This is a genomic window from Bacillus sp. AY3-1, from assembly GCF_008368785.1.
Taxonomy (GTDB): domain Bacteria; phylum Bacillota; class Bacilli; order Bacillales; family Bacillaceae_G; genus Bacillus_A; species Bacillus_A wiedmannii.
Window position 1 is genome coordinate 28,479 of sequence record NZ_QORZ01000019.1, and the last position, 22,331, is coordinate 50,809.

The 22,331-nt window shown below is 35.9% G+C and carries 20 protein-coding genes and 1 pseudogene; 16 read left to right on the plus strand and 5 right to left on the minus strand.

Going from position 1 to position 22,331, the window contains the following annotated elements; translation table 11 throughout:
* Positions 1–7 precede the first annotated feature (7 nt).
* From hutH to DN389_RS20245, 10 genes are all read left to right on the plus strand, one after another.
* Positions 8–1,525 carry a histidine ammonia-lyase gene (gene hutH, locus DN389_RS20200; protein WP_000631835.1) on the plus strand — a complete coding sequence of 506 codons (1,518 nt, stop codon included), beginning with the start codon at positions 8–10 and terminating at the stop codon, positions 1,523–1,525.
* A 23-nt stretch (positions 1,526–1,548) separates the two neighbouring features.
* The gene (gene hutU / locus DN389_RS20205) at positions 1,549–3,207 is read left to right on the plus strand and encodes a urocanate hydratase (RefSeq protein WP_000416702.1); all 1,659 of its coding nucleotides are present in this window, start codon (positions 1,549–1,551) and stop codon (positions 3,205–3,207) included.
* Positions 3,208–3,219: 12 nt separating this feature from the next.
* Positions 3,220–4,491, plus strand: a complete 1,272-nt coding sequence (gene hutI / locus DN389_RS20210; RefSeq protein ID WP_098189471.1) for an imidazolonepropionase — start codon at positions 3,220–3,222, stop codon at positions 4,489–4,491.
* Positions 4,470–5,441 carry a formimidoylglutamase gene (gene hutG, locus DN389_RS20215; protein ID WP_149237515.1) on the plus strand — a complete coding sequence of 324 codons (972 nt, stop codon included), beginning with the start codon at positions 4,470–4,472 and terminating at the stop codon, positions 5,439–5,441. Before hutI ends, hutG begins: the two co-directional genes overlap by 22 nt.
* 281 nt (positions 5,442–5,722) lie before the next feature.
* On the plus strand, positions 5,723–6,184 hold the full coding sequence (locus DN389_RS20220; protein WP_170771247.1) for a CarD family transcriptional regulator: 462 nt from the start codon (positions 5,723–5,725) through the stop codon (positions 6,182–6,184).
* A 918-nt stretch (positions 6,185–7,102) separates the two neighbouring features.
* Positions 7,103–8,230, plus strand: a complete 1,128-nt coding sequence (locus tag DN389_RS20225; protein WP_149237516.1) for an alkene reductase — start codon at positions 7,103–7,105, stop codon at positions 8,228–8,230.
* A 67-nt stretch (positions 8,231–8,297) separates the two neighbouring features.
* Entirely contained in the window at positions 8,298–9,866 is a 1,569-nt protein-coding gene (locus tag DN389_RS20230) for an FMN-binding glutamate synthase family protein (protein WP_149237517.1), read from the plus strand.
* 325 nt (positions 9,867–10,191) lie between these two features.
* Entirely contained in the window at positions 10,192–11,670 is a 1,479-nt protein-coding gene (gene putP, locus DN389_RS20235) for a sodium/proline symporter PutP (protein WP_142343676.1), read from the plus strand.
* 341 nt (positions 11,671–12,011) lie between these two features.
* Complete coding sequence (locus DN389_RS20240; RefSeq protein WP_149237518.1) at positions 12,012–12,956, plus strand: ring-cleaving dioxygenase; 945 nt, start codon at positions 12,012–12,014, stop codon at positions 12,954–12,956.
* A 19-nt stretch (positions 12,957–12,975) separates the two neighbouring features.
* Positions 12,976–13,587 (plus strand): alpha/beta hydrolase, encoded by a 612-nt coding sequence (locus tag DN389_RS20245; RefSeq protein ID WP_098189464.1) that lies wholly within the window; start codon positions 12,976–12,978, stop codon positions 13,585–13,587.
* A 143-nt stretch (positions 13,588–13,730) separates the two neighbouring features.
* Here the strand turns inward: DN389_RS20245 and DN389_RS20250 are convergent, their stop codons facing one another.
* A complete protein-coding gene (locus DN389_RS20250) occupies positions 13,731–15,263 on the minus strand; it encodes a BA3702 family sensor histidine kinase (protein ID WP_098189463.1) in 1,533 nt (510 codons plus the stop codon).
* Positions 15,264–15,498: 235 nt separating this feature from the next.
* On the opposite strand from DN389_RS20250, the gene DN389_RS20255 reads away from it, so the two are divergent.
* Entirely contained in the window at positions 15,499–15,870 is a 372-nt protein-coding gene (locus DN389_RS20255) for a VOC family protein (RefSeq protein ID WP_000800762.1), read from the plus strand.
* 20 nt (positions 15,871–15,890) lie between these two features.
* Here DN389_RS20255 and DN389_RS20260 read toward each other — a convergent pair whose 3' ends face one another.
* Complete coding sequence (locus tag DN389_RS20260) at positions 15,891–16,700, minus strand: YitT family protein (RefSeq protein ID WP_000251342.1); 810 nt, start codon at positions 16,698–16,700, stop codon at positions 15,891–15,893.
* 144 nt (positions 16,701–16,844) lie between these two features.
* On the opposite strand from DN389_RS20260, the gene DN389_RS20265 reads away from it, so the two are divergent.
* From DN389_RS20265 to DN389_RS20275, 3 genes are read left to right on the plus strand one after another with little or no spacing between them, the layout of a single operon-like run.
* Positions 16,845–17,648 (plus strand): protein phosphatase 2C domain-containing protein, encoded by an 804-nt coding sequence (locus DN389_RS20265; protein WP_098189462.1) that lies wholly within the window; start codon positions 16,845–16,847, stop codon positions 17,646–17,648.
* Between the two features lie 15 nt (positions 17,649–17,663).
* Positions 17,664–18,116 carry a peptidoglycan recognition protein family protein gene (locus tag DN389_RS20270; RefSeq protein ID WP_098189461.1) on the plus strand — a complete coding sequence of 151 codons (453 nt, stop codon included), beginning with the start codon at positions 17,664–17,666 and terminating at the stop codon, positions 18,114–18,116.
* A gap of 17 nt (positions 18,117–18,133) precedes the next feature.
* Positions 18,134–18,385, plus strand: a complete 252-nt coding sequence (locus tag DN389_RS20275) for a DUF2164 domain-containing protein (protein WP_001994665.1) — start codon at positions 18,134–18,136, stop codon at positions 18,383–18,385.
* A gap of 130 nt (positions 18,386–18,515) precedes the next feature.
* Here the strand turns inward: DN389_RS20275 and DN389_RS20280 are convergent, their stop codons facing one another.
* On the minus strand, positions 18,516–18,944 hold the full coding sequence (locus tag DN389_RS20280; protein ID WP_001019669.1) for a cytidine deaminase: 429 nt from the start codon (positions 18,942–18,944) through the stop codon (positions 18,516–18,518).
* 212 nt (positions 18,945–19,156) lie between these two features.
* On the opposite strand from DN389_RS20280, the pseudogene DN389_RS20285 reads away from it, so the two are divergent.
* Positions 19,157–20,299: pseudogene (locus DN389_RS20285) on the plus strand (DUF4822 domain-containing protein); the annotation flags it as partial.
* A 150-nt stretch (positions 20,300–20,449) separates the two neighbouring features.
* On the opposite strand, the gene DN389_RS20290 reads toward DN389_RS20285, so the two are convergent.
* On the minus strand, positions 20,450–20,662 hold the full coding sequence (locus tag DN389_RS20290) for a CsbD family protein (protein WP_016077378.1): 213 nt from the start codon (positions 20,660–20,662) through the stop codon (positions 20,450–20,452).
* A 171-nt stretch (positions 20,663–20,833) separates the two neighbouring features.
* A complete protein-coding gene (locus DN389_RS20295) occupies positions 20,834–21,646 on the minus strand; it encodes a GNAT family N-acetyltransferase (protein WP_087982102.1) in 813 nt (270 codons plus the stop codon).
* A 101-nt stretch (positions 21,647–21,747) separates the two neighbouring features.
* On the opposite strand from DN389_RS20295, the gene DN389_RS20300 reads away from it, so the two are divergent.
* Positions 21,748–22,002: a hypothetical protein gene (locus DN389_RS20300; protein WP_370512819.1), complete on the plus strand. Its 255-nt coding sequence runs from the start codon at positions 21,748–21,750 to the stop codon at positions 22,000–22,002.
* The last annotated feature ends 329 nt before the right edge of the window (positions 22,003–22,331 follow it).

Consider the following 22,331-nt stretch of genomic DNA (forward strand, 5'->3'; position numbering starts at 1 on the left):
AAAAAGAATGATTACGTTAACAGGACACACATTGACAATTGAAGAAATGAAGAGGTTGTTACTTGAAGGGGAAGGTGTAACAGCTTGTCCAAATAGTATGCAAAAGGTGGCGGAGTGCCGCGAAGTTGTTGAGAAAATTGTAGAGGACGGAAAAGTCGTTTACGGTATTACAACTGGATTTGGAAAGTTCAGTGATGTGCTTATTCAAAAAGATGATGTAAAGGCACTTCAACACAATTTAATTCAGTCACATGCATGCGGTATAGGTGATCCATTCCCTGAAGAAGTATCACGCGGTATGTTAATTTTACGAGCGAACACGATGCTTAAAGGAGTATCTGGTGTTAGACCACTTGTTGTAAATATGCTTCTTGAGTTTGTAAATCGTAAAATTCACCCAGTTGTTCCGCAACAAGGGTCACTTGGTGCGAGTGGCGATTTAGCACCTTTATCTCATCTTGCGCTTGTATTATTAGGCGAAGGTGAAGTGTTCTATAAGGGGAAACGCGTTCATGCGATGGTTGCTCTTACAGAAGAAGGGCTTGAACCGATTGAACTTGAAGCGAAAGAAGGGCTTGCATTAATCAATGGTACGCAGGCGATGACAGCGCAAGGAGTTCTTTCTTATATAGAAGCAGAAGCAATGGCGTATCAAGCTGAATTCATTGCTTCGATGACAATTGAAGGATTACAAGGCATTATTGATGCATTTGATGAAAATGTTCATAAAGCACGTGGTTATAAAGAGCAAGTGGAAGTAGCGAGCAGAATTCGTGACATCCTTCATGATAGTAAATTAACAACAAAACAAGGAGAACTACGAGTACAGGATGCATATTCACTTCGTTGTATCCCGCAAGTACACGGTGCTTCTTGGCAAGTTTTAAATTATGTGAAAGAAAAATTAGAAATTGAAATGAATGCAGCAACAGATAATCCGCTAATCTTTGATGGCGGAGAAAAAGTAATTTCGGGTGGGAATTTTCATGGTCAACCGATTGCGTTTGCGATGGACTTCTTAAAAGTAGGAATGGCGGAACTTGCAAATATTTCAGAGCGTCGTATCGAGCGTTTAGTAAATCCGCAATTAAATGATTTACCTCCATTTTTAAGTCCAGAACCAGGACTTCAGTCTGGTGCAATGATTATGCAATACGCTGCAGCGTCACTTGTTTCTGAAAATAAAACGTTAGCACATCCAGCGAGTGTTGATTCAATCCCGTCATCAGCTAACCAAGAAGATCACGTAAGTATGGGAACAATCGCTTCACGCCATGCACATCAAATTATTCAAAATGTAAGACGTGTTCTTTCAATTGAGATGATTTGTGCGATGCAAGCAGCAGAATATCGCGGTATTGAAAACATGAGTACAGTGACGAAGAGCTTCTACCATCAAGGCCGTCAACAAGTACCTTCTATTACAAATGATCGCATATTCTCAACGGATATTGAAAATATTACGCACTGGTTAAAAACGAATTATTCGATAAAAGAAAGATTAGATGTAAACGCGGCACTATAAAATGAGAAAAGGGAGAGATTGAAATGGAAAAAGTTAAACAAACAATTCGCGCGCCAAGAGGTACTGAATTACAAACGAAAGGGTGGGTTCAAGAAGCTGCACTTCGTATGTTAATGAACAATTTAGATCCTGAAGTTGCTGAAAAACCAGAAGAATTAGTTGTATATGGCGGAATTGGCCGTGCAGCTCGTAACTGGGAAAGCTACCATGCGATTGTAGATTCATTAAAAACGTTAGAAAGCGATGAAACATTACTTGTTCAATCAGGAAAACCAGTTGCAATCTTTAAATCGCATGAAGATGCACCTCGCGTTCTTTTAGCGAACTCAAACCTAGTACCGAAGTGGGCGAACTGGGATCACTTCCGTGAACTAGAGAAAAAAGGTCTTATGATGTACGGCCAAATGACAGCTGGTAGCTGGATTTACATTGGAACACAAGGGATTTTACAAGGAACATATGAAACGTTTGGCGAAGCGGCACGTCAACATTTCGATGGATCATTAAAAGGTACAGTAACACTTACTGCCGGCTTAGGTGGTATGGGTGGTGCACAACCTCTTGCTGTAACGATGAACGGCGGTGTTGTCATTGCTATTGATGTTGATAAGCGCAGCATCGATCGTCGTATTGAAAAGAGATATTGTGATCTGTATACAGAGTCTTTAGAAGAAGCATTAACTATTGCGAACGAGTATAAAGAGAAGAAAGAACCGATTTCAATCGGATTGTTAGGAAATGCAGCGGAGATTTTACCAGAACTAGTGAAGCGTAATATCACGCCAGATTTAGTTACGGATCAAACATCTGCTCATGATCCACTAAACGGTTACATTCCAGTAGGTTACACATTAGAAGAAGCAGCGAAACTTCGTGAAGAAGATCCAGAACGTTACGTACAATTATCAAAAGAAAGCATGACAAAACATGTAGAAGCAATGCTTGCTATGCAAGAAAAAGGCGCAATTACATTTGATTATGGAAATAACATTCGCCAAGTTGCTTTCGATGAAGGTTTGAAAAATGCATTCGATTTCCCAGGATTCGTTCCAGCATTTATCCGTCCATTATTCTGCGAAGGAAAAGGACCATTCCGCTGGGTAGCACTTTCTGGTGATCCAGAAGATATTTATAAAACAGATGAAGTAATATTACGTGAGTTTGCGGATAATGAGCATTTATGTAACTGGATTCGTATGGCTCGTCAGCAAGTTGAGTTCCAAGGTCTTCCATCTCGTATTTGTTGGTTAGGTTACGGTGAGCGCGCGAAATTTGGTCGCATTATTAATGAAATGGTGGCAAATGGTGAATTATCAGCACCAATCGTTATTGGTCGTGACCATTTAGATTGTGGATCAGTAGCATCTCCAAACCGTGAAACAGAAGCGATGAAAGACGGTAGTGATGCAGTAGCCGATTGGCCAATTTTAAATGCATTAATTAATAGTGTAAACGGTGCGAGCTGGGTATCTGTTCACCACGGTGGTGGCGTTGGTATGGGTTATTCACTTCACGCTGGAATGGTTATCGTTGCAGATGGAACAGAAGCAGCAGCAAAACGTATTGAGCGTGTATTAACTTCTGACCCTGGTATGGGTGTTGTTCGTCACGTTGATGCAGGATATGACTTAGCTGTGGAAACTGCGAAAGAAAAAGGCGTTAACATTCCGATGATGAAATAAGGAGGAGAAAACATGCTGGACACTTTACTAATAAATATCGGTCAATTACTAACAATGGATCAAGAAGATGGCTTGTTAAGACGGGCAGCGATGAACACGCTTCCTGTTATCGAAAATGGTGTGGTTGGAATTGAAAAGGGCGTAATTACTTTCGTTGGAACAGTGGAAGAAGCTAAAGGATTACAAGCGAAAGAAGTTATTGATTGCGGCGGGAAAATGGTTTCTCCTGGTCTTGTCGATCCGCATACTCACCTTGTATTTGGTGGATCTCGTGAAAATGAAATCGCACTAAAATTACAAGGGGTTCCGTACTTAGAAATTTTAGAACAAGGAGGAGGAATTCTTTCAACTGTAAATGCAACGAAACAGGCGTCGAAAGAAGAACTTGTTCAAAAAGCGAAATTCCATTTAGACCGTATGCTATCTTTCGGAGTTACAACTGTAGAAGCGAAGAGTGGTTACGGATTAGATGATGAGACGGAATGGAAACAATTAGAGGCAACTGCACAATTACAAAAAGAGCACTCGATTGATTTAGTTTCCACATTTTTAGGTGCTCATGCAGTTCCGAAAGAGTATAAAGGTAGATCGAAAGAATTTTTACAATGGATGTTAGACCTACTACCAGAAATGAAAGAGAAGCAATTAGCTGAATTCGTTGATATTTTCTGTGAAACAGGTGTGTTCTCTGTTGAAGAGTCAAAAGAGTTTTTATTAAAAGCGAAAGAGCTTGGGTTTGATGTGAAAATTCATGCAGATGAAATTGACCCTCTTGGTGGCGCGGAAGCAGCGGCTGAAATTGGTGCAGCATCAGCGGACCATTTAGTTGGCGCTTCTGATAAAGGAATTGAAATGCTTGCAAACTCTAATACAGTAGCGACTTTATTACCAGGAACAACTTTCTATTTAAATAAAGAAAGCTTTGCTCGTGGACGTAAAATGATTGATGAAGGTGTTGCAGTTGCTTTGGCTACAGACTTTAACCCAGGTAGTTGTCCAACTGAGAACATTCAGCTTATTATGAGCATTGCAATGCTCAAGCTGAAAATGACACCAGAAGAAGTTTGGAATGCAGTAACAGTTAACTCTTCTTACGCAATTAATCGTGGTGATGTAGCTGGGAAAATTAGAGTTGGTCGCAAGGCAGATTTAGTTCTATGGGATGCTTACAATTATGCTTACGTACCGTATCATTACGGCGTAAGTCATGTAAATACAGTATGGAAGAATGGTAATATCGCATATACAAGAGGTGAACAATCGTGGAGCACGGCCACTATTTAAAGAAAAATGCAAAGTTTATCGATCGTGAAGTGACGAAATGGAGTGAGATGATTAAAGATTGGGAGGAAGGTTTGGAAATATTCGGTGCGGCCTTAATTGGAGCACCCCTTTCTAAACCATCTATTAGTCATTCAGGAGCAAGTTTTGCGCCAAAAACAATTCGTGCAATGTTAGATGCATATAGTACGTACGCAATTACGGAAGAACATGATATGAAAGAAAGTGTCTTATATGATTGCGGCGATATTACGATGCATGTGACGGATATAAAAGAAAGTCATAAGCGAATTGCGAAAACAGTTGGTCATGTAACGAAAGTAAATCCAAACATGATACCAATCGTTCTTGGCGGGGATCACTCGATTAGCTTTCCGAGTATAACAGGATTTGCAAATAGTAAAGGGAAGGTCGGTATTATTCAATTTGATGCCCATCATGATTTACGTAATTTAGATGATGGTGGCCCATCAAATGGTACACCGTTCCGTAGTCTACTAGAAAATGATGTCATTACAGGAAAACAACTCGTTCAAATCGGAATTCGTAATTTTTCAAATGCACGAGCGTACCATGAATATGCAAAAGAACATGGCGTGACAGTGTATACAATGAAAGATGTACGAGAGCGACAAATCAAAGATATTATCACAGAAAGTATTGAAGTATTAAGAAAGCAAGGCGTGACTTCTATTTACATTTCTCTTGATATGGATGTACTAGATCAAGCATTTGCACCAGGTTGTCCAGCAATTGGTCCTGGCGGTATGGATAGTACGACTTTACTTGATGCGATTGAATTTCTTGGTAAAGAACCGCTCGTTCAAGGGATGGATATAGTAGAAATTGATCCAACCCTTGATTTCAGAGATATGACGAGTCGAGTAGCTGCGCAAGTGATTATGAGTTTTCTTTTAGCGAGAGAGACAGTACGTAAGCAGGTAAGTGTATAGGCGTGAAATTAATAGGGAATGTTTAACGATTCCGTATAAAAAACACATTACTATTTATATGTAGTAATGTGTTTTTATGTAAAAAGAGAAGGTGAAATTAGAATGTATATATGTGCGGAAAAGTTAATAAGATTGCGGGTTTTTAATGATATTCTATGAAATTATTTTCTTAGTTCGAAAGGATTGACATTAAAAATAATTTTATGATAAAATAAAAATTTTGCTAAAAAATTGATTGTGTGTTAAGATTGAGAAGGTTACCATATATGGAGGTGGATTATTTGTTTCAAATTGGCGATAACATTGTTTATCCAATGCAGGGAGCAGGTATAATTAAAGCCATAGAAGAGAAGGAAATCACAGGAGAAAAACAACAATATTATGTTATAAAAATGTCGGGTAGTAATATGGAAGTAATGATTCCGGCAGGGAGAATATTGAGCTCAAATATACGACCAGTCACGGATATAACGGCAATAGCACACATATTGGATATTTTTCAACATGGAGAATCTGATAGATTACTTACGTGGAAACAAAGGTATAAATTGAACACTGATAAAATAAAGACGGGTAAAATACAAGAAGGTGCTGAAGTTGTACGTGATTTATTACGTATGCAGAAAGAAAAAGCACTTAATGCAAGCGAAAAGAAAATGTTAGATAACGCACACGAATTTTTGATTAGTGAACTGGGATTAATTGAAGGTATCACAGAAAGTCAAATAAAAAGCTTTTGTTAAGATTCATTACAAATAATGTATTAGATCCCAAAAAAGGTTTTGAATTTTTTGGGAACAAAATTATAGAGAATTAATCATTTCAAAGACATTCAATTCTTTCAAACCACTTTTAGAGCATTAACCTCTTTTGTTATTACTACAATCAAATCCATTTTTATTTTTTAAATTCTTTACGAATATTCGAAGTTTAATTAAACACTTCGATAGAATAGTTACTTGATTTTTGCAATCCTGATTCACACTGGCACGGACGAGGAGCCGTAAGGATGAAAGAGAGGTAGGGCTTTCATTGTTTTAGGTTTATAAGTTATTATTTTTAGAAGAATACTGAACCACTCTCACTTCTACTGCTAAGGAATTTTTTATATGTGAAGAGATAATGATTGTTTATATTCTTTATATTAAAGAGATAAATGAATTTTTAGCCATATACGGTCAACTAAAAAGGAGTGTCATATAGTCGATAATTCGACTATGTGACAGCTCCTTTTTTCATGGGGACTAGGAAGGGATGAATAGAAAAAATATGTTCAACTATGTAGGAGTCTTTTATTCGTTCCTAAAATTTTGTTTGTATAATAAAAAACAAATGAATGATTTAAACCTTGTTACTGTAAGTTTGAATATAGTACAGTGGAAATCGTTTATTTTGTTAGTAAACAGTTTGAAAAATAATTACCAATATATTCTACATTAATAAAATTAGAAGAAAAGAAAACATCCGCTTAACAAGTATTTTCCTCATCCACTTACTGAATATAAGAATAGACAGTAGAGATTTGAATTCTAGAACCCTTCTAGTAATAAAACGGTTCGTTTTATTATACGAATATTCCTACATAAGAGCGTATAAATTGACGTTACTATCTAAAAGTAAGTATGATGCGATTATAGTAAGAATTTTTAGGGGGAAGAAAAATGACAAGTTCAAATAATAAAGCAGCAAGTATTTATGAAGGAACAAATATAAATGATTGGGGATCTTTTGAAAATATTGAAGAAACGAAGTTATTTGACTCGATTCAAATTGGATCTTGGTCTCTTCGTAATCGCATAGCAATGGCACCGATGACGAGATGTTTCGCGAATCATGAAACAGGAGTCGTTGGTATTGATGTAGTCGAGTACTATAGAAAACGTGCAGCTGATGGAGTTGGCTTAATTATTACAGAGGGAATCGTCATTAGCCCAAGAGCAAAAGGAAATCCAGGAGTACCAGGGATTTATACACAAGAACAAATTGATTCGTGGAAGCCTGTTACAGAGGCGGTACATAAAGAAGGCGGAACGATTATTGCTCAAATATGGCATGTTGGACGTATGAGTCATCACGAAATAATTGGTGGGCAAATGCCGCAAGCACCGTCTGCTATCGCTGCAGAGGGAAATGTTCCGCGTTTTCGTAAACCGTTCGACACGCCAGAAGCAATGACGTTAGCAGAAATACAAGAGGTGATTGGTCAATACGCACAAGCTGCGAAAAACGCGATCGAAGCTGGATTTGATGGAGTAGAAATACACGGTGCACACGGATATTTAATCGATCAATTTACTTATGAGTTCGCAAATAAGCGTACTGATAAATACGGCGGAGATTTAAAGCAAAGGCTAACGTTTATGAAAGAAGTAACGGAGGCTGTAATAGAAGCTGTTGGGGCTGATAAAACACTTCTTCGCTTTTCTGCTTTCAAAGGTGATAATCCAACTTATATGTGGGAAAACCCTGAGCTTGCAATTGAAATGTTTGTAAATATGTTCAACGAAGTTGGATTAACGATGATTCACCCTTCAACGATGAATTATACGGCAGTTATTGCTGACGGAAAGAATTTTCATCAATTAGTAAGAAAATATTGGGAGGGTACGATTGTAGGAGTAGGGAATTTAAATCCGAAAGAGGCGGAAGAAGCGTTGCAAGAAGGAACGATTGATGTAGCGGCATTTGGAAGACCTTTAATTGCTAATCCAGATTTTGTTCATCGAATTCAAAATGCTGAAAGTTTAGTTGAATATGATGCGAAAGAGCATCTTGCTACGTTAATTTGAATAAAGATAAAAGGAGAACACATCAGGTGTTCTCCTTTTATTATGGATTTTCATAGGAGGAAGCGGGATGAGTGAAACGCTACTCGTTATTATTAGTATATTGCTCTTATTGATGTTACTATTAATCATTTTTTTTATTATTACATTTTTTATTAAAAAACGGACGCATCATTCTATATTAAAGCTGCATCCATACTTAGGAAGGATGCGTTATTTACTTGAAAAGATAGGACCGGAATTTAGGCAATATTGGTTTGATCATGATACGGATGGAAAGCCCTTTTCACGTTATGATTTTCAAAGTGTAATGTTTCTAGCGAAATACCGTTCAGAAATACTCGGTTTTGGATCAAAACGAGATTTTGATGCATCTGGATATTATATTGCTAATACATTATTTCCGATATTAACAGATGAATTAAGTGTGAATGTAACGCAAGAACGTGAAGGGAAAAAGTATGTGATTCATAAAGAAGGGTTATTTTCACGAAGAGAAAAATTGACAGCGGATACAACGAATCTTTGGTTATATGAAGAAGACGATGCAATTATCGTCGGTGAAAACCGCAAATATCCGTGGAAACTACATGGCATGTTTGGGGCATCTGCGACTTCTTACGGTGCGATTGGCGAAAATTATATTTTAGCGAGCGGATTTGGTGCGAAGATGGCTGGCGGATCGTGGATTAATACTGGCGAAGGTGGCGTTATTCCAGAACATTTACATACAGGTGCGAATATCGTTGCGCAAATTGGTCCGGGTTTATTTGGGTACCGTGATGAGGATGGTAATTTTTCAATGGAGAAATTTATGGAGAAAGCAAAAGAAAGCAATATTAAAGCATTTGAATTGAAATTTGGGCAAGGTGCGAAAATACGTGGTGGCCATCTAGAAGGACAAAAAGTAAATGAGAAAATTGCTTCTGTTCGGAATGTGCGAGAAGGGGAGACAATTAATTCACCGAATCGATTTCCATTTTTAAGGAATGTAGCAGATACACTTTATTTTATTCAACGTTTGCAAGAAAACGGCGGTAAACCAGTCGGTATGAAAATTGTAATTGGACAGCAGGAGCCGTTGGAAAATTTATTTAAAACGATGAAAGAGTTAAATATCTATCCAGATTTTATTACAATTGATGGTTCAGAAGGTGGATCAGGAGCAACGTATAAATCGATGGCAGATAGTATGGGAATGCCGCTTATTCCAGCGTTACTGACATGTATTGATACAGCGAATCATTATGGTGTTCGGGACAAATTCAAAGTTTTTGCCTCGGGGAAATTAATTACACCAGATAAGGTGGCAATTGCTTTAGCTATTGGTGCAAATGCTGTAAATTCAGCACGCGGATTTATGATGGCAAGTGGCTGCATAATGGCACTTCAATGTAATTCCGGACAATGTCCATCTGGGGTTGCCACGACGAATCCGCACTATCAAAAAGCGCTAGATCCGTATGAGAAGAAATGGCGAGTAATGAATTATGTTGTTAGCATGAGATATAGTTTGTTCTCACTTGCGGCCGCAGCGGGAGTAAAGAGTCCGCGTCATTTAACGAGAGAGCATATTGTGTTTAAAGATGAGGTGGGGCGGATAGTTCCTCTTTCAGAATTGTTTCCTACTAGTAAATAGAAGATAAGCTATGTTTAATAGATTAAAAGTCATACATTCGTATGGCTTTTTTTCTTTTAAAATTTGTCTGATAAGTGAATGAAAATAAGGTGTGAAAAAACGGTATTATATTTTCTGAATATTTTTACTTTAATTTATTTTAAACCGGGGTAATCCACTGGGATAAAGGCGTTTATAAAGGTTTTCACATGTAGTGAAAAGGGCTTATTCACTTGAAAGAACAAAAAATATTTGTTAAGGTAGGGAACCATAAGCGAAAACAAGAAAATAGAAAAAGTCATTTTTCGAAATTTTGAATGGCTTATGTTACTAAGGGAGAGATTTGGTGAAGATTGAGATTATGGTTTCGCTTGCTATTTATATGGCAGGCATGTTGTATATCGGTTATTGGTCTTATAAGAAGACATCCGATTTATCAGATTATATGTTAGGCGGAAGGGGACTCGGTCCAGCAGTTACAGCTTTATCAGCTGGTGCTTCTGACATGAGTGGTTGGATGCTAATGGGATTACCTGGTGCGATGTATGCAACAGGATTATCTAGTGTATGGATTGCGATAGGGTTATTAATAGGTGCTTATGCAAACTATTTAATTCTTGCCCCGCGTTTGCGAACGTATACAGAAGTGGCAAATGATTCAATTACGATTCCAGACTTTTTAGAGAATCGATTTAAAGATCGTACGAAAATACTTCGTTTTGTCTCCGCTATCGTCATTTTAGTATTTTTCACATTTTATGCGTCGGCTGGTTTAGTATCAGGTGGGCGTTTGTTTGAAAACTCTTTCAACCTTGATTACAAAATTGGTTTATTTGTAACTGTCGGTGTCGTAGTTGCTTATACACTATTCGGTGGCTTTTTAGCAGTAAGTTGGACCGACTTTGTGCAAGGATGTATTATGTTTATTGCGCTTGTATTAGTACCAATTGTTGCTTTTACAGATGTGGGCGGTGTAACAGAAACATTCAATACAATTAAGCAAGTTGATGCATCGCGTTTAGATATGTTTAAAGGGACTACAATTCTTGGTATTATTTCATTTTTAGCATGGGGTCTTGGGTATTTTGGGCAACCGCATATTATTGTTCGCTTTATGGCAATTACCTCTATTAAAGATTTAAAAACTTCTCGTAGAATCGGTATCGGTTGGATGACGATTTCAATTATAGGTGCAATGCTTACTGGTCTAATTGGTATTGCTTATTACGCTAAAAATAATGCGACATTGCAAGACCCGGAAATGGTCTTTGTAACATTCTCAAATATTTTATTCCACCCATACATTACTGGGTTTTTATTATCAGCTATTTTGGCTTCGATTATGAGTAGTATTTCCTCGCAATTACTTGTTATTTCAAGTGCAGTAACGGAAGATTTCTACAAAACATTTTTCCGTCGGGACGCAAGTGATAAAGAACTTGTATTTATCGGTAGATTGTCAGTATTAGTAGTAGCTATGATTGCAGTTGTTTTAGCATATTATCCAAGTGATACAATTTTAACACTTGTCGGTTACGCTTGGGCAGGATTTGGTTCAGCATTCGGACCCGCTATTTTATTAAGTTTATATTGGAAGAGAACGAACAAATGGGGCGTTCTTGCTGGGATGATTGTAGGTGCAGTAGTTGTTATTACTTGGGTACAAATTCCAAGTTTAAAAGCCACTATGTATGAAATGGTACCTGGATTCTTCTGTAGCTTATTAGCTGTTATTGTTGTAAGTTTATTAACGAAAGAACCAGTGAAAGCAATTCATCGTGAATTTAATGAGATGGAAGCAGTGTTGGAAGAGGAAACGAAATAATTAGCGAAGAGAGTAAATGATAACTAGCATTTACTCTCTTTTGATTTAAAATGAAAATAAGTAACTTGTTGACAACTAAAAGTAAGTAACTTATAATAAATCTTAAGTTCAAGATAATTTATTTCCGAATAAAGATTTCAGATGGAGTAAATATTTTTTGGGAATTATCTCGAATTCGAGATGAATTCAGTGATATAGAAGATAATGCGTAATTTCACAGCTTATATCTCGAATTAAAGATAAAATCATAACGATGGATTTTACTTTGCAGTATGGACAAAATGAATAATGAATTTTAATGTATACAAGTTTTTAAAATGAAATAAAAAGGGGCGGAGAAAATGGAAAAGAAAATGATGGGAATTCATCACATTACAGCAATCGTAGGACACCCACAAGAAAATGTAGATTTTTATGCTGGTGTGTTAGGTTTACGTTTAGTGAAACAAACAGTGAATTTTGATGTTCCAGGCACGTACCATCTTTATTTTGGTAATGAAGGAGGAAAGCCTGGAACAATTATTACGTTTTTCCCATGGGCAGGTGCTCGTCAAGGAATTATTGGTGACGGTCAAGTAGGCATTACGTCTTATGTCGTACCAAAGGGCGCAATGGAGTTTTGGGAAAATAGATTAGAAAAATTCGATATTTCGTATACAAAAATGACTCGATTTGGAGAGCAGTATTTAGAATTTGATGATCCACATGGTTTGCATATAGAATTAGTAGAAAGAGAAGAAGGCGAATTAAATAATTGGACTTTTGGAGAAGTTACGCCAGAAGTAGCAATTAAAGGATTTGGCGGTGCTGTTCTTTTATCTGCACAACCTCAAAAAACAGCTGAATTGTTAGAGCATGTTATGGGTCTTGAGAAAATTGGAGAAGAAGGTGAATTCGTTCGATTCCGTTCTTCTGCTGATATTGGGAATATTATCGACTTGAGGCTATCGACAATCGGGCGTGGCCAAATGGGTGTTGGTACAGTCCACCATATTGCTTGGAGAGCGACTAACGATGATGATCAACTAGACTGGAAAGAGCATGTGTCTCGTTTTGGATATCACGTAACTCCTGTACAAGATCGAAATTATTTTAACGCAATTTATTTTAGAGAACACGGGGAAATTTTATTTGAAATTGCAACAGACCCTCCTGGTTTCGCTCATGACGAATCGTTAGAGACGATGGGTGAGGAATTAAAGTTACCGGAGCAATATGAACCACATAGAAAACAAATTGAACAAAGACTTTTACCATTTGAAGTGAGAAATTTAGACGAAAAGTGATTGAAAGGGGAAAAGGATTATGGTGAAACATATTTTTCAAAAAGGAAAAGATACATCAAAACCAGTGTTGTTATTACTTCATGGTACAGGTGGTAATGAATTAGATTTATTACCACTTGCAGAAATAATTGATCCGGAAGCATCTGTATTAAGTGTTAGGGGAAATGTATTAGAAAATGGCATGCCACGTTTCTTCCGTAGATTGGCAGAAGGCATTTTTGATGAAGAGGATTTAATTTTCCGTACGAAGGAATTAAATGAATTTTTAGATGAAGCTGCAAAAACATATGAATTTGATAGAAATAATATTGTAGCTATCGGTTATTCAAATGGAGCAAACATTGCTGCAAGCTTATTATTCCATTATGAAAATGCATTAAAAGGTGCTGTCCTTCATCACCCAATGGTACCTAGAAGAGAAACACAATTGCCTAATTTAGCAGGGAAATTAGTATTTATCGCTGCTGGGACAAATGACCCGATTTGTTCATCAGCGGAGTCAGAGGAATTGAAGGTACTATTAGAGAATGCAAACGCTACTGTTACAATGCATTGGGAAAATAGAGGACATCAATTAACGATGGTTGAAGTAGAAAAAGCAAAAGAATGGTATGTCAATACAGTATTATAAAAGTAAAAAAAAGAAGCATCTGCTAACAATTACAGATGCTTATTTTTTTACGACTGAATTACAAAATGGGATGATGTGTCAATACAGTATTATAAAAGTAAAAAAAAGAAGCATCTGCTAACAATTAGCAGATGCTTCTTTTTTTACGACTGAATTGCAAGATGAGACGAAGAAAGTGGTAGCTGAATATCAACGATCGTCCCTTTATTTAATTCGCTTGAAATGTGTAATTTACCATGATGTTCTTCAATTATTTTGTAACACATCATTAATCCTAGTCCTGTTCCTTTTTCTTTTAAACTATAAAATGGCTCGCCTAAACGAGAGATACGATCTTCTGGGATACCGCAACCTTCATCGATAATACGTATTAAGATGAAAGTATTCTCTAATGGCTTTGTTTGGATGAAAATATTTCCGCCATTTGGCATCGCTTCGATTGCATTTTTTAATATATTTATAAAAACTTGTTTTAATTGGTTGCCGTCACATTGAATGTCATATACGTAATCAAAATGATCCATAATGATGTGAACGCTATGCATAATAGCAGTTGGTAAAATAAATGTTACTACCTCTTCAATTAAAGCTTGTATGTTACAAGTTTGGATAGATAACACTTGTGGTTTAGACATCGCCATAAATTGACTTGTGATAGATTCCATCTGTGAAATCTCACTTAACATAACATCGATATACCATTTCTGCTCCGCATTTATTTCAGGGAGTAGCAATGTTAAAAAACCTTTTAGAGAAGTGAGTGGATTTCGAATTTCATGGGCAATTCCAGCTGTCAGTTGTCCGACTACTGCGAGCTTTTCTGATTTTCGTAATAACTTTTCCGTTTCTTTTAGCTCGGTAACATCTCTTCCCATTACGATAAGACCTTTACGGGAGCCGTCAGAATGATAAAGTGGAACTTTCGATATACTTAAGATTAGATCGAAATCATCTCTATGAATAATAAATTCCTCGCCATGAAGAATTTGTCTTTGTTGCCATGCTAGTTCGTCGACTTCTTCACAATGTAAAAAAGCCTCTCGGTACGCTTCGTTATATTGAATGAGTTCACTATCTTTTTTCCCGTGGTAAGGTACATGATGGAAATTGAAACAAGAAAGTGCGTAGTCATTTGCCTCAAGCCAGCGCCCCTCATGATCCTTAAATATAACAAACGCAGGCATGGAGTTCACTAATGTACGTAACCTCTTCTCACTTTCTTTTAGCATATTCTCAATTCTTTCTGATTTTTCAAGAGGCTTCATAATGGCATATACGCCAGTTAGACGATTTTGGACAAAAATAGGAACTAGTTTTGTCACGACGTCTAATAAGAATCCATTTTTATGATAAATTGATAAGATATACTCTTGTTGATTATCCACTCCAGTATTCTTTATATTTTGTAATACTTGCTCAGAAATATGAGCTTCTAAAATAGAGGTAATATTTTTCTGTTCTAATTCTAAAGAATTGTAACCTAATATTTTTTCGGCAGAAGGATTTATATGTAGAATAACTCCCTCTAAATTTAATGAAATAATACTATCAGGATTGTGTTTGAACAGAGATGCGTACATTTCTGTTAATGAACGATCTTGTATATGGTTTCGCAAACGTCTAGAAATGTTCGGATGACGTTTTCTTTGAGTTGATGAATATTTTTTACGACTCATAATAGTTCCTCCGTACAAATAGCATCTAAAAAGATTTATCTATCCATAACTATAATATAGATGTAATGTGTATTTCTATAAAAAATGGAAGTTATATAATAAATTTTGTTTTCTTTATTTTGGAAAAGTGAGTGTAAGGTGTTAATAAGGGGATCTTATATTACTTTATAAATCTTTTGTAAGTTACAGGAGTAGGTTTTTCTTATAACATTAGGATAGAGGAGGGGGAGAGAAAATGAAAAATTATATTCAAGGGATCGATCATATACAAGTAGCTGCGCCTGTAGGGTGTGAAGAAGAAGCACGAGAGTTTTACGGTAATAAAATTGGTATGGAGGAAATACCGAAGCCAGAGGAATTAAAGAAGCGTGGTGGGTGCTGGTTTAAGTGTGGAAATCAAGAGATTCATATCGGAGTTGAGCAAAACTTCAACCCAGCTAAAAAGGCGCATCCAGCTTTTTATGTTTTAAAAATTGATGAATTTAAACAAGAATTAATAAAACAAGGCATTGAAGTAATAGATGATCATGCACGGCCAGATGTAATTAGATTTTATGTGTCAGATCCGTTCGGAAATCGAATTGAATTTATGGAAAATAAAAACTAGGTGGAAATCCACCTAGTTTTTTAACCTTTTCTAAACAATCCTAATACTTCAACCGTTTCGGTAATGTTAACGAATGCATGAGGGTCAATTTCGGAAATTGTTAATTTCATACTTGCTAATTCTTCACGAGAAACGACGGTCATAAGTACACGTTTTTTTTCGCTGGAATAAGCACCTTCGCCATCAAGTAATGTAATTCCACGTACAACAGTTGAAAGGAGTTGTTTTTTCATTTTTTCTGCTTCATTTGTTACAATCATAAGTGTAACCTTTCGATGTTTCGTATGAATAGCATCGATCACTTTACCAGTTACATAAATTGAAAGTAAGCTTGTAAGAGCAACATCCCAAGTGAAGAAGAATCCTGCAATTATTACAACGACTGCATTTAAAATAATAAGGAATCCACCAAGTTTAATGTCTCTTTTTCGAGACAATAGCATACCGATAATATCAAATCCACCAGTTGATCCATTACAGTTAAAAACAAGGCCGATACCAGCTCCGGCAATGACACCACCAAAGATAGATGATAAAAGTGGGTCTGTTGCTACGACTTTTACTGGAACGTAGTATAATGCAACAGATAATACAATAACAGAGATAACAGTGTTAAAAATCACTTTTTTTCCAAGACCTATGTAACCTAAAATAAGGATAGGTAAGTTTAATACAAAGTTAATAATACCCGTGTTTACAGGAGTTACAATCCCTAAAATAATAGCAATTCCGCCAATTCCACTACTTAAAATTTTGTGGGGGATAAGGAAAAGATTAAATGCAATCGCAATAATAATAGAACCGATAATAACACCAAGAAATCTGACCATCTCTTTCCCGTCCTTCACTAAAAAATTCACATTATTTCAAGATTATATATGATATTGAAAGTTTTGGGTAAAAACAGTTTATTTCGGAAAATTAGATTAATCGAAAGAATTCGAGTGTTTTTTCATTTGAAAGGGGATACAGATATGAGGATAAAAACGTATCAACAGAAAAGCCCGTTGAAGCAAGAATGTGAGGATTCTTATTTTTGTAATGAAGAAAAAAAGATGTATGGTGTATGTGATGGTGCAACACCGCTCGTCCCGTTTCGTGATGAAAAGGGACATAATGGAGCATACATCGCTTCGCATTTATTTGCAAGTTATTTTGCTTCATTACGTGAAAATCATAGTTTGCAAGTTACTGTTGCAAAAGCAAATGAAGCATTGCAAAGCAAAATGTTAGAATATGAAGTAGACACGAGAAAGAAAGAGGATTTGTGGTGTACATGTATTGCGGCAGTTCAAATAGATGGTGAGAAAATTGAATACGCACAGTTAGGGGACTGTATGATTGTCGCAATACTTCAAAATGGAACGATGCAAGTATTAACGCAAGACACGGTTGAAGGAATTAGTAAACGAGCAAAAAAGAAGAGAGAAGAAGATCGTAAAAAAGGGTTATCTGTACCAGAAGAATATGTTTTTCAAGATGTGCGAGAACAGTTAAAATATAATCGTTATCTTGCTAATATGCAGGGCGGGTATTCCGTTGCAAATGGAATGAAAGAAGCGATACATTATTTACAACATGGTGAACTACATATAGATGAAGTGAGCGGGATTTTTATTTGTTCAGACGGAGTATTCCACCCAGATTGGCCACTTGAACAAACTGTTGCATATATAAGAAAGAATAGTATAAGTGAATATGTAGCAATCATTGAAGAGCTAGAAGGGGAAAAGAGAATAAGACCAGATGATAAAACAATTATGATCATTGATTTGTAAGGGGAGGATGTTCAAATGGAAATTAAATGTGTTAATTTAACATTTCAAGATGAATTAGTTCCTTTAGAGAAAGTTAATAAACTGATTATCCACCATACATCCGAAGATGGATGGGATGTGTATAAAACACATGAATTTCATCAAAAAGTAAGAGGGTGGAGCGGGATCGGTTACAATTATTTTATTGAAGAAGATGGAACTGTAGTCGAAGGGCGAGGTTTACATATTGGAGCACATGCGAAAGATAATAATAGGAATACAATTGGAATATGTATGACGGGTAATTTTGATAAATATGATCCAACTACCGCACAAATGAATGCATTATATTCTTTATGTAAAATGTTTATGAAGCAGTTTGCTATAAAGAAAGAAAATATACTCGGTCATAGGGAGCTAGAAGGCGTTACAAAAAGTTGTCCTGGAAAGCATTTTTCTATGGTAGAGTTAAGAAACGGACTAACTTAAATATAGAGGAGTAACAAATGATGATGAATATAAAAATACCTAATGATAAAAAAGAAGAGCTTGTGGCACAAATTCAGCAATTTTTCGTTGAAGAAGATTTAGATGAAATTGGACGTTTCCAAGCAGAGCGATTAATAGAAGAAATGATTAAATTAGTAGGACCGTTTGCATACAATCAAGCAATTGGAGATGCTAGAAAGCTCGTAACAGAGAAACTATCTAATATTGAAGAAGATTTGTATGTGTTAGAGAAGAATGAAGGGAAGTAAAAAGAGCCATTTTGGCCGTATTCCGTCAATTATAAAATAAGTATTATGCCACGGCTTTTTCCGATGTTCTGTTTGGAAAAGGCCGTGAAGTTGTTTCGTTTTCAGCAGGCAAATAATTAAACTTAGCCCCCTATCTCGTACTCCATTCTTTTGCCATTTCATCATGATATGCTTCTGTCCAATGATATGGTTGCAACTCTTTTAAAGGTTTAAAAATAATATCTTGTTTAGCATTTGTAATCGCACACTGTACTTCTGGTCCCCAATAAAATAAACGTTCTTGGCATACACCGCAAGGCGAGAGTACCTTTAATTCAGAATGCTCATTTTCTCTAGCAAGACAAATAGAGTGTGTAACTTTCTTTTGAAATTTATGTGCTTCTAAAATTGCACCTGTTTCCATACAAAGTTCTGTTGAAGCGTTTATTACGCCCGGAGCAACACTTGTATAAATTGTTCCATCTTCTACACGAATCGCTGCGGCTCCACCCCAATCATTTGGGTATCTTTGTTCAATTAAATGTTTCACCACATCATATAATTGTTGCTCAATATTCAATTTCTTTTCCTCATTTCTGCCCAAATTCCGATTTTTTATTTCGAAATATTCTTTCTTTTATCATAATAACATAAACAAAAAAATGGAATGAACATTTAATTTCAAACCATCTTTTTGCCAAAAGGAACGCTAGAATTAAAAAACGTTATTCTTTCTTAACAAGCTAGATGAGAAAGAATAACGTTTTTTTATAAAAAGATTGAGATTAAAAATATATTATCTTAATTTTATCTTTAATAGAAATGGGTGTTTTTAAGGGGGATGAGCATGGAAACTTTAGACCGAAGGCATCCTTAACACGCGCAGAAATGGCACAGGTTCTTACAAATGCTTTTCATTTAAAGGCAAAGAGTGATCATACTTTTAATGACGTTGCAACGAACTCATGGGCAAGAAATGCAATTAGTGCTGTTCAAACAAATAATATTGCAAAAGGAGTAGGAGGAGGGAAATTTGCTCCAAGTATGGATGTGACGCGTGAACAGTACGCACAATTTTTATACAATGCAATACAAGAAACAGAGCAAATTCAACAAACGAAAGGGCAACTACTAGCTAGCATACTTGGTGAAACAAACTGGAAAGGGACAAAAGTCTATGACAAAGATCATAATGATGTAACGAAAGAAAATCAAAATTTCATCGGGCTTGCAAAATATGATGCTAAAACTGCAAGGTATGAATTTTTTAATGCAAGTACAGGAGAGAGTCGTAATGATAGCGGTACCTTTTTTATAACGAATGATGGAAAGAAAAGGGTGTTAATTTCTGAAACGCAAAATTATCAAGCAGTTGTTGAATTAACGCAATTAGACAAGGAGAAATTTACATATAAAAGAATGGGGAAAGATGCAAAAGGGAACGATGTAGAAGTGTTTGTTGAACATGTTCCTTACCATGGAAAAGAACTTTCTTTCACGCGACCTGATAAAAAGTTGGAAAGCTCGACGGGGAAAATAGTTACAGACGTTGATGGAGATGAAATTTTATCTAGTACACTATGGAATGGAACGGTGGTATTAGACGAACAGGGTAATGATGTAACAAAATACAACTCAAACTTAATCAGTCTAGCAAAATACGATAAAAATACAAATAAATACGAGTTTTTCAATGCGAATACAGGAGAAAGTCGTGGAGACTATGGTTTCTTTGATGTTGTACATGGTAATAAAATAAGGGCTCACGTTTCGTTAGGAAATAATAAATATGGTGCGGTCCTTGAACTGACTGAGCTAAATAAAGAGAAATTTACGTATACAAGAATCGGGAAAGATGCGAATGGAAAAGATATAAAAATCTTTGTTGAGCATGAACCGTATACAGGTGACCTAAAACCAAATTTCACAAAGTAGGATGTAAAATAGTTGTTTATAGACAAAAAGATGCCTTGAGGCATCTTTTTGTCGTTTTAAAATGATTTTATAGGTAAATATAAAATACAAATTCTCTTTTCTCAAATCTAGTAACTTACTACTTGCACAACCATACATCCTAGTTCTTTTTTATTTATTCTCTTTATGCTCTTTATATTCATGTACTTTTTCTTTCACATTACCAACCGTATCTTTAGCAGTGCCTTTCACTTTATCCCATTTTCCTTCAGCTTGTAATTTCTTATTGTCAGTTACTTTCCCGACAACTTCTTTTACTTCACCTTTTACTTTATCAATGGCACCTTCTACTTTTTCCTTTAAACCATGATCATTCTTAGTCATACATTTCTCCTCCTTGTAGTTTGATTAGAATTCTCTTTTCATGTTGCAAGTTGAATGATGTATCTAGTAATAGCGTAACAAATCTAGTTTGAATATTCAAATGATTAATAGGATAGAAAAGGAATTGTCATGAAATGTATAAAATTGTAATGAGAAGAGAAAGCATGTAAATTACATGTCTTTTGCAGTCCATATTGATTTTGTATAAGCAATTTTCATATGGGCACGTTCCATATTATTTTGACTTCCGGTACCGAACCTTGCTTGTCCGACTATTAAATGACAGTTTTTCGCTAGGGCTTTTTCTATTCGTTTTTGAATTAAGGCAGTATGACAGCCTTTACGCTGAAATTCTGGCAAAGTAGCAGAAGCAGCTAATGAAGCAATCCCATTATTTATATACAGGACACCAATGCCTGCAGGAGTATTTTGAACTTCGGCTATGAAAAAATGCCAGCCAGGTTTATTGTAGAGAATTTCGTTATTTTGGCGTACGCCATCTTTTGTAAAGGGTGGCATGTTAAATCCACGTACATATATGTCTGCAAAAATATGAAATTCATTTTCTTTTAGTTGGCGTACTGAAATGTTAGAAGTAAGTAGGGATGGATCTTCTCTCGGTATACTATATAAAGCGGTATGAAAGCTGGATTGGTAAAATCCTTTTTGAGATAAGTATTGAAATAATTCAGCTGTACCTTGAGCGGGTGTAATTTCAAAACGACAAGGAATTTGTAGCGATTGATAATAAGAGATGATTTCATCTATCTCATCTGTATTTGTAAAGGTAACGCCTTTTACTGTGTTAAAAGCAGGACCAAAAATTATTTTTGATGAAAAGGCAGTGGCATTCCCGAACTTTTTCATTTGTATTTGCATTGGATTTTCAGCTAACGCTTGTAGTGCTTGTAGTCTAGAAGAGAGCATATGTATTTCTGCGTTTTCAATTTCTTGAGCTGCATTGAGTGTCATAATTGTACTCATAATATTCCTCCGTCAATAAATATATTTCATAGTACATATACGATGTTTGTTCGGAGATTCCTGTTGAAATGTAAGAGAATAAGAGGTTTTTTGGAAGGGAAATGGAAGTGAACTGTCGAAGGGAGTGGAAACAGATTAAAGGTGGTGCTCTCATGAAACAGGAAGACGTGCAGACATGCTCTAATTGTGGTTCTCATAACATAGGAGAAGGGGAGTTTGTCGGTTATGCACAAATACGGAAAAAGGAGACGATGTTCACATCTTCACCAGTAGATGCTTATATTTGTACAGATTGTGGGAATATCCTTTTATTAAAAGTACGAAATTATGAAAAGTTTAAGCAGAAGCCGTTATAATTATGGAGAAGTGTTTTTATTAGGGAAGTTAGAGGAGTAATATTTTACATATATATATGAGTATGTCCTTATATAAAGAGATGACAACATATACTGTGTGGGATGCTTATTAATCGTTGCACGACATACAAAAATGTATAGAAGAAATTGTGAATCAATATGGGGAAGACAAATTAACCCTTATTGGAATACTTCATATCGAAAACTCCTTTAAATGAATAAGGGAGTTTTTGTTTTTTTTTTTTTTTTGACAGTAATTACCTTTAATTGTTATAATTGGTTATTGGGAGAGGGTATTTTATTAACGCCATAATCATAGAAGAAAACTA

Bases quoted from the DNA above. Each gene is read 5' to 3' on its own strand.
- hutH (WP_000631835.1), top strand. From the start codon at position 8: ATGATTACGTTAACAGGACACACATTGACAATTGAAGAAATGAAGAGG.
- hutU (WP_000416702.1), top strand. From the start codon at position 1,549: ATGGAAAAAGTTAAACAAACAATTCGCGCGCCAAGAGGTACTGAATTA.
- hutI (WP_098189471.1), top strand. From the start codon at position 3,220: ATGCTGGACACTTTACTAATAAATATCGGTCAATTACTAACAATGGAT.
- DN389_RS20225 (WP_149237516.1), top strand. From the start codon at position 7,103: ATGACAAGTTCAAATAATAAAGCAGCAAGTATTTATGAAGGAACAAAT.
- DN389_RS20230 (WP_149237517.1), top strand. From the start codon at position 8,298: ATGAGTGAAACGCTACTCGTTATTATTAGTATATTGCTCTTATTGATG.
- DN389_RS20240 (WP_149237518.1), top strand. From the start codon at position 12,012: ATGGAAAAGAAAATGATGGGAATTCATCACATTACAGCAATCGTAGGA.
- DN389_RS20245 (WP_098189464.1), top strand. From the start codon at position 12,976: ATGGTGAAACATATTTTTCAAAAAGGAAAAGATACATCAAAACCAGTG.
- DN389_RS20250 (WP_098189463.1), bottom strand. From the start codon at position 15,263: ATGAGTCGTAAAAAATATTCATCAACTCAAAGAAAACGTCATCCGAAC.
- DN389_RS20255 (WP_000800762.1), top strand. From the start codon at position 15,499: ATGAAAAATTATATTCAAGGGATCGATCATATACAAGTAGCTGCGCCT.
- DN389_RS20260 (WP_000251342.1), bottom strand. From the start codon at position 16,700: ATGGTCAGATTTCTTGGTGTTATTATCGGTTCTATTATTATTGCGATT.
- DN389_RS20265 (WP_098189462.1), top strand. From the start codon at position 16,845: ATGAGGATAAAAACGTATCAACAGAAAAGCCCGTTGAAGCAAGAATGT.
- DN389_RS20270 (WP_098189461.1), top strand. From the start codon at position 17,664: ATGGAAATTAAATGTGTTAATTTAACATTTCAAGATGAATTAGTTCCT.
- DN389_RS20275 (WP_001994665.1), top strand. From the start codon at position 18,134: ATGATGATGAATATAAAAATACCTAATGATAAAAAAGAAGAGCTTGTG.
- DN389_RS20290 (WP_016077378.1), bottom strand. From the start codon at position 20,662: ATGACTAAGAATGATCATGGTTTAAAGGAAAAAGTAGAAGGTGCCATT.
- DN389_RS20295 (WP_087982102.1), bottom strand. From the start codon at position 21,646: ATGAGTACAATTATGACACTCAATGCAGCTCAAGAAATTGAAAACGCA.
- DN389_RS20300 (WP_370512819.1), top strand. From the start codon at position 21,748: ATGGAAGTGAACTGTCGAAGGGAGTGGAAACAGATTAAAGGTGGTGCT.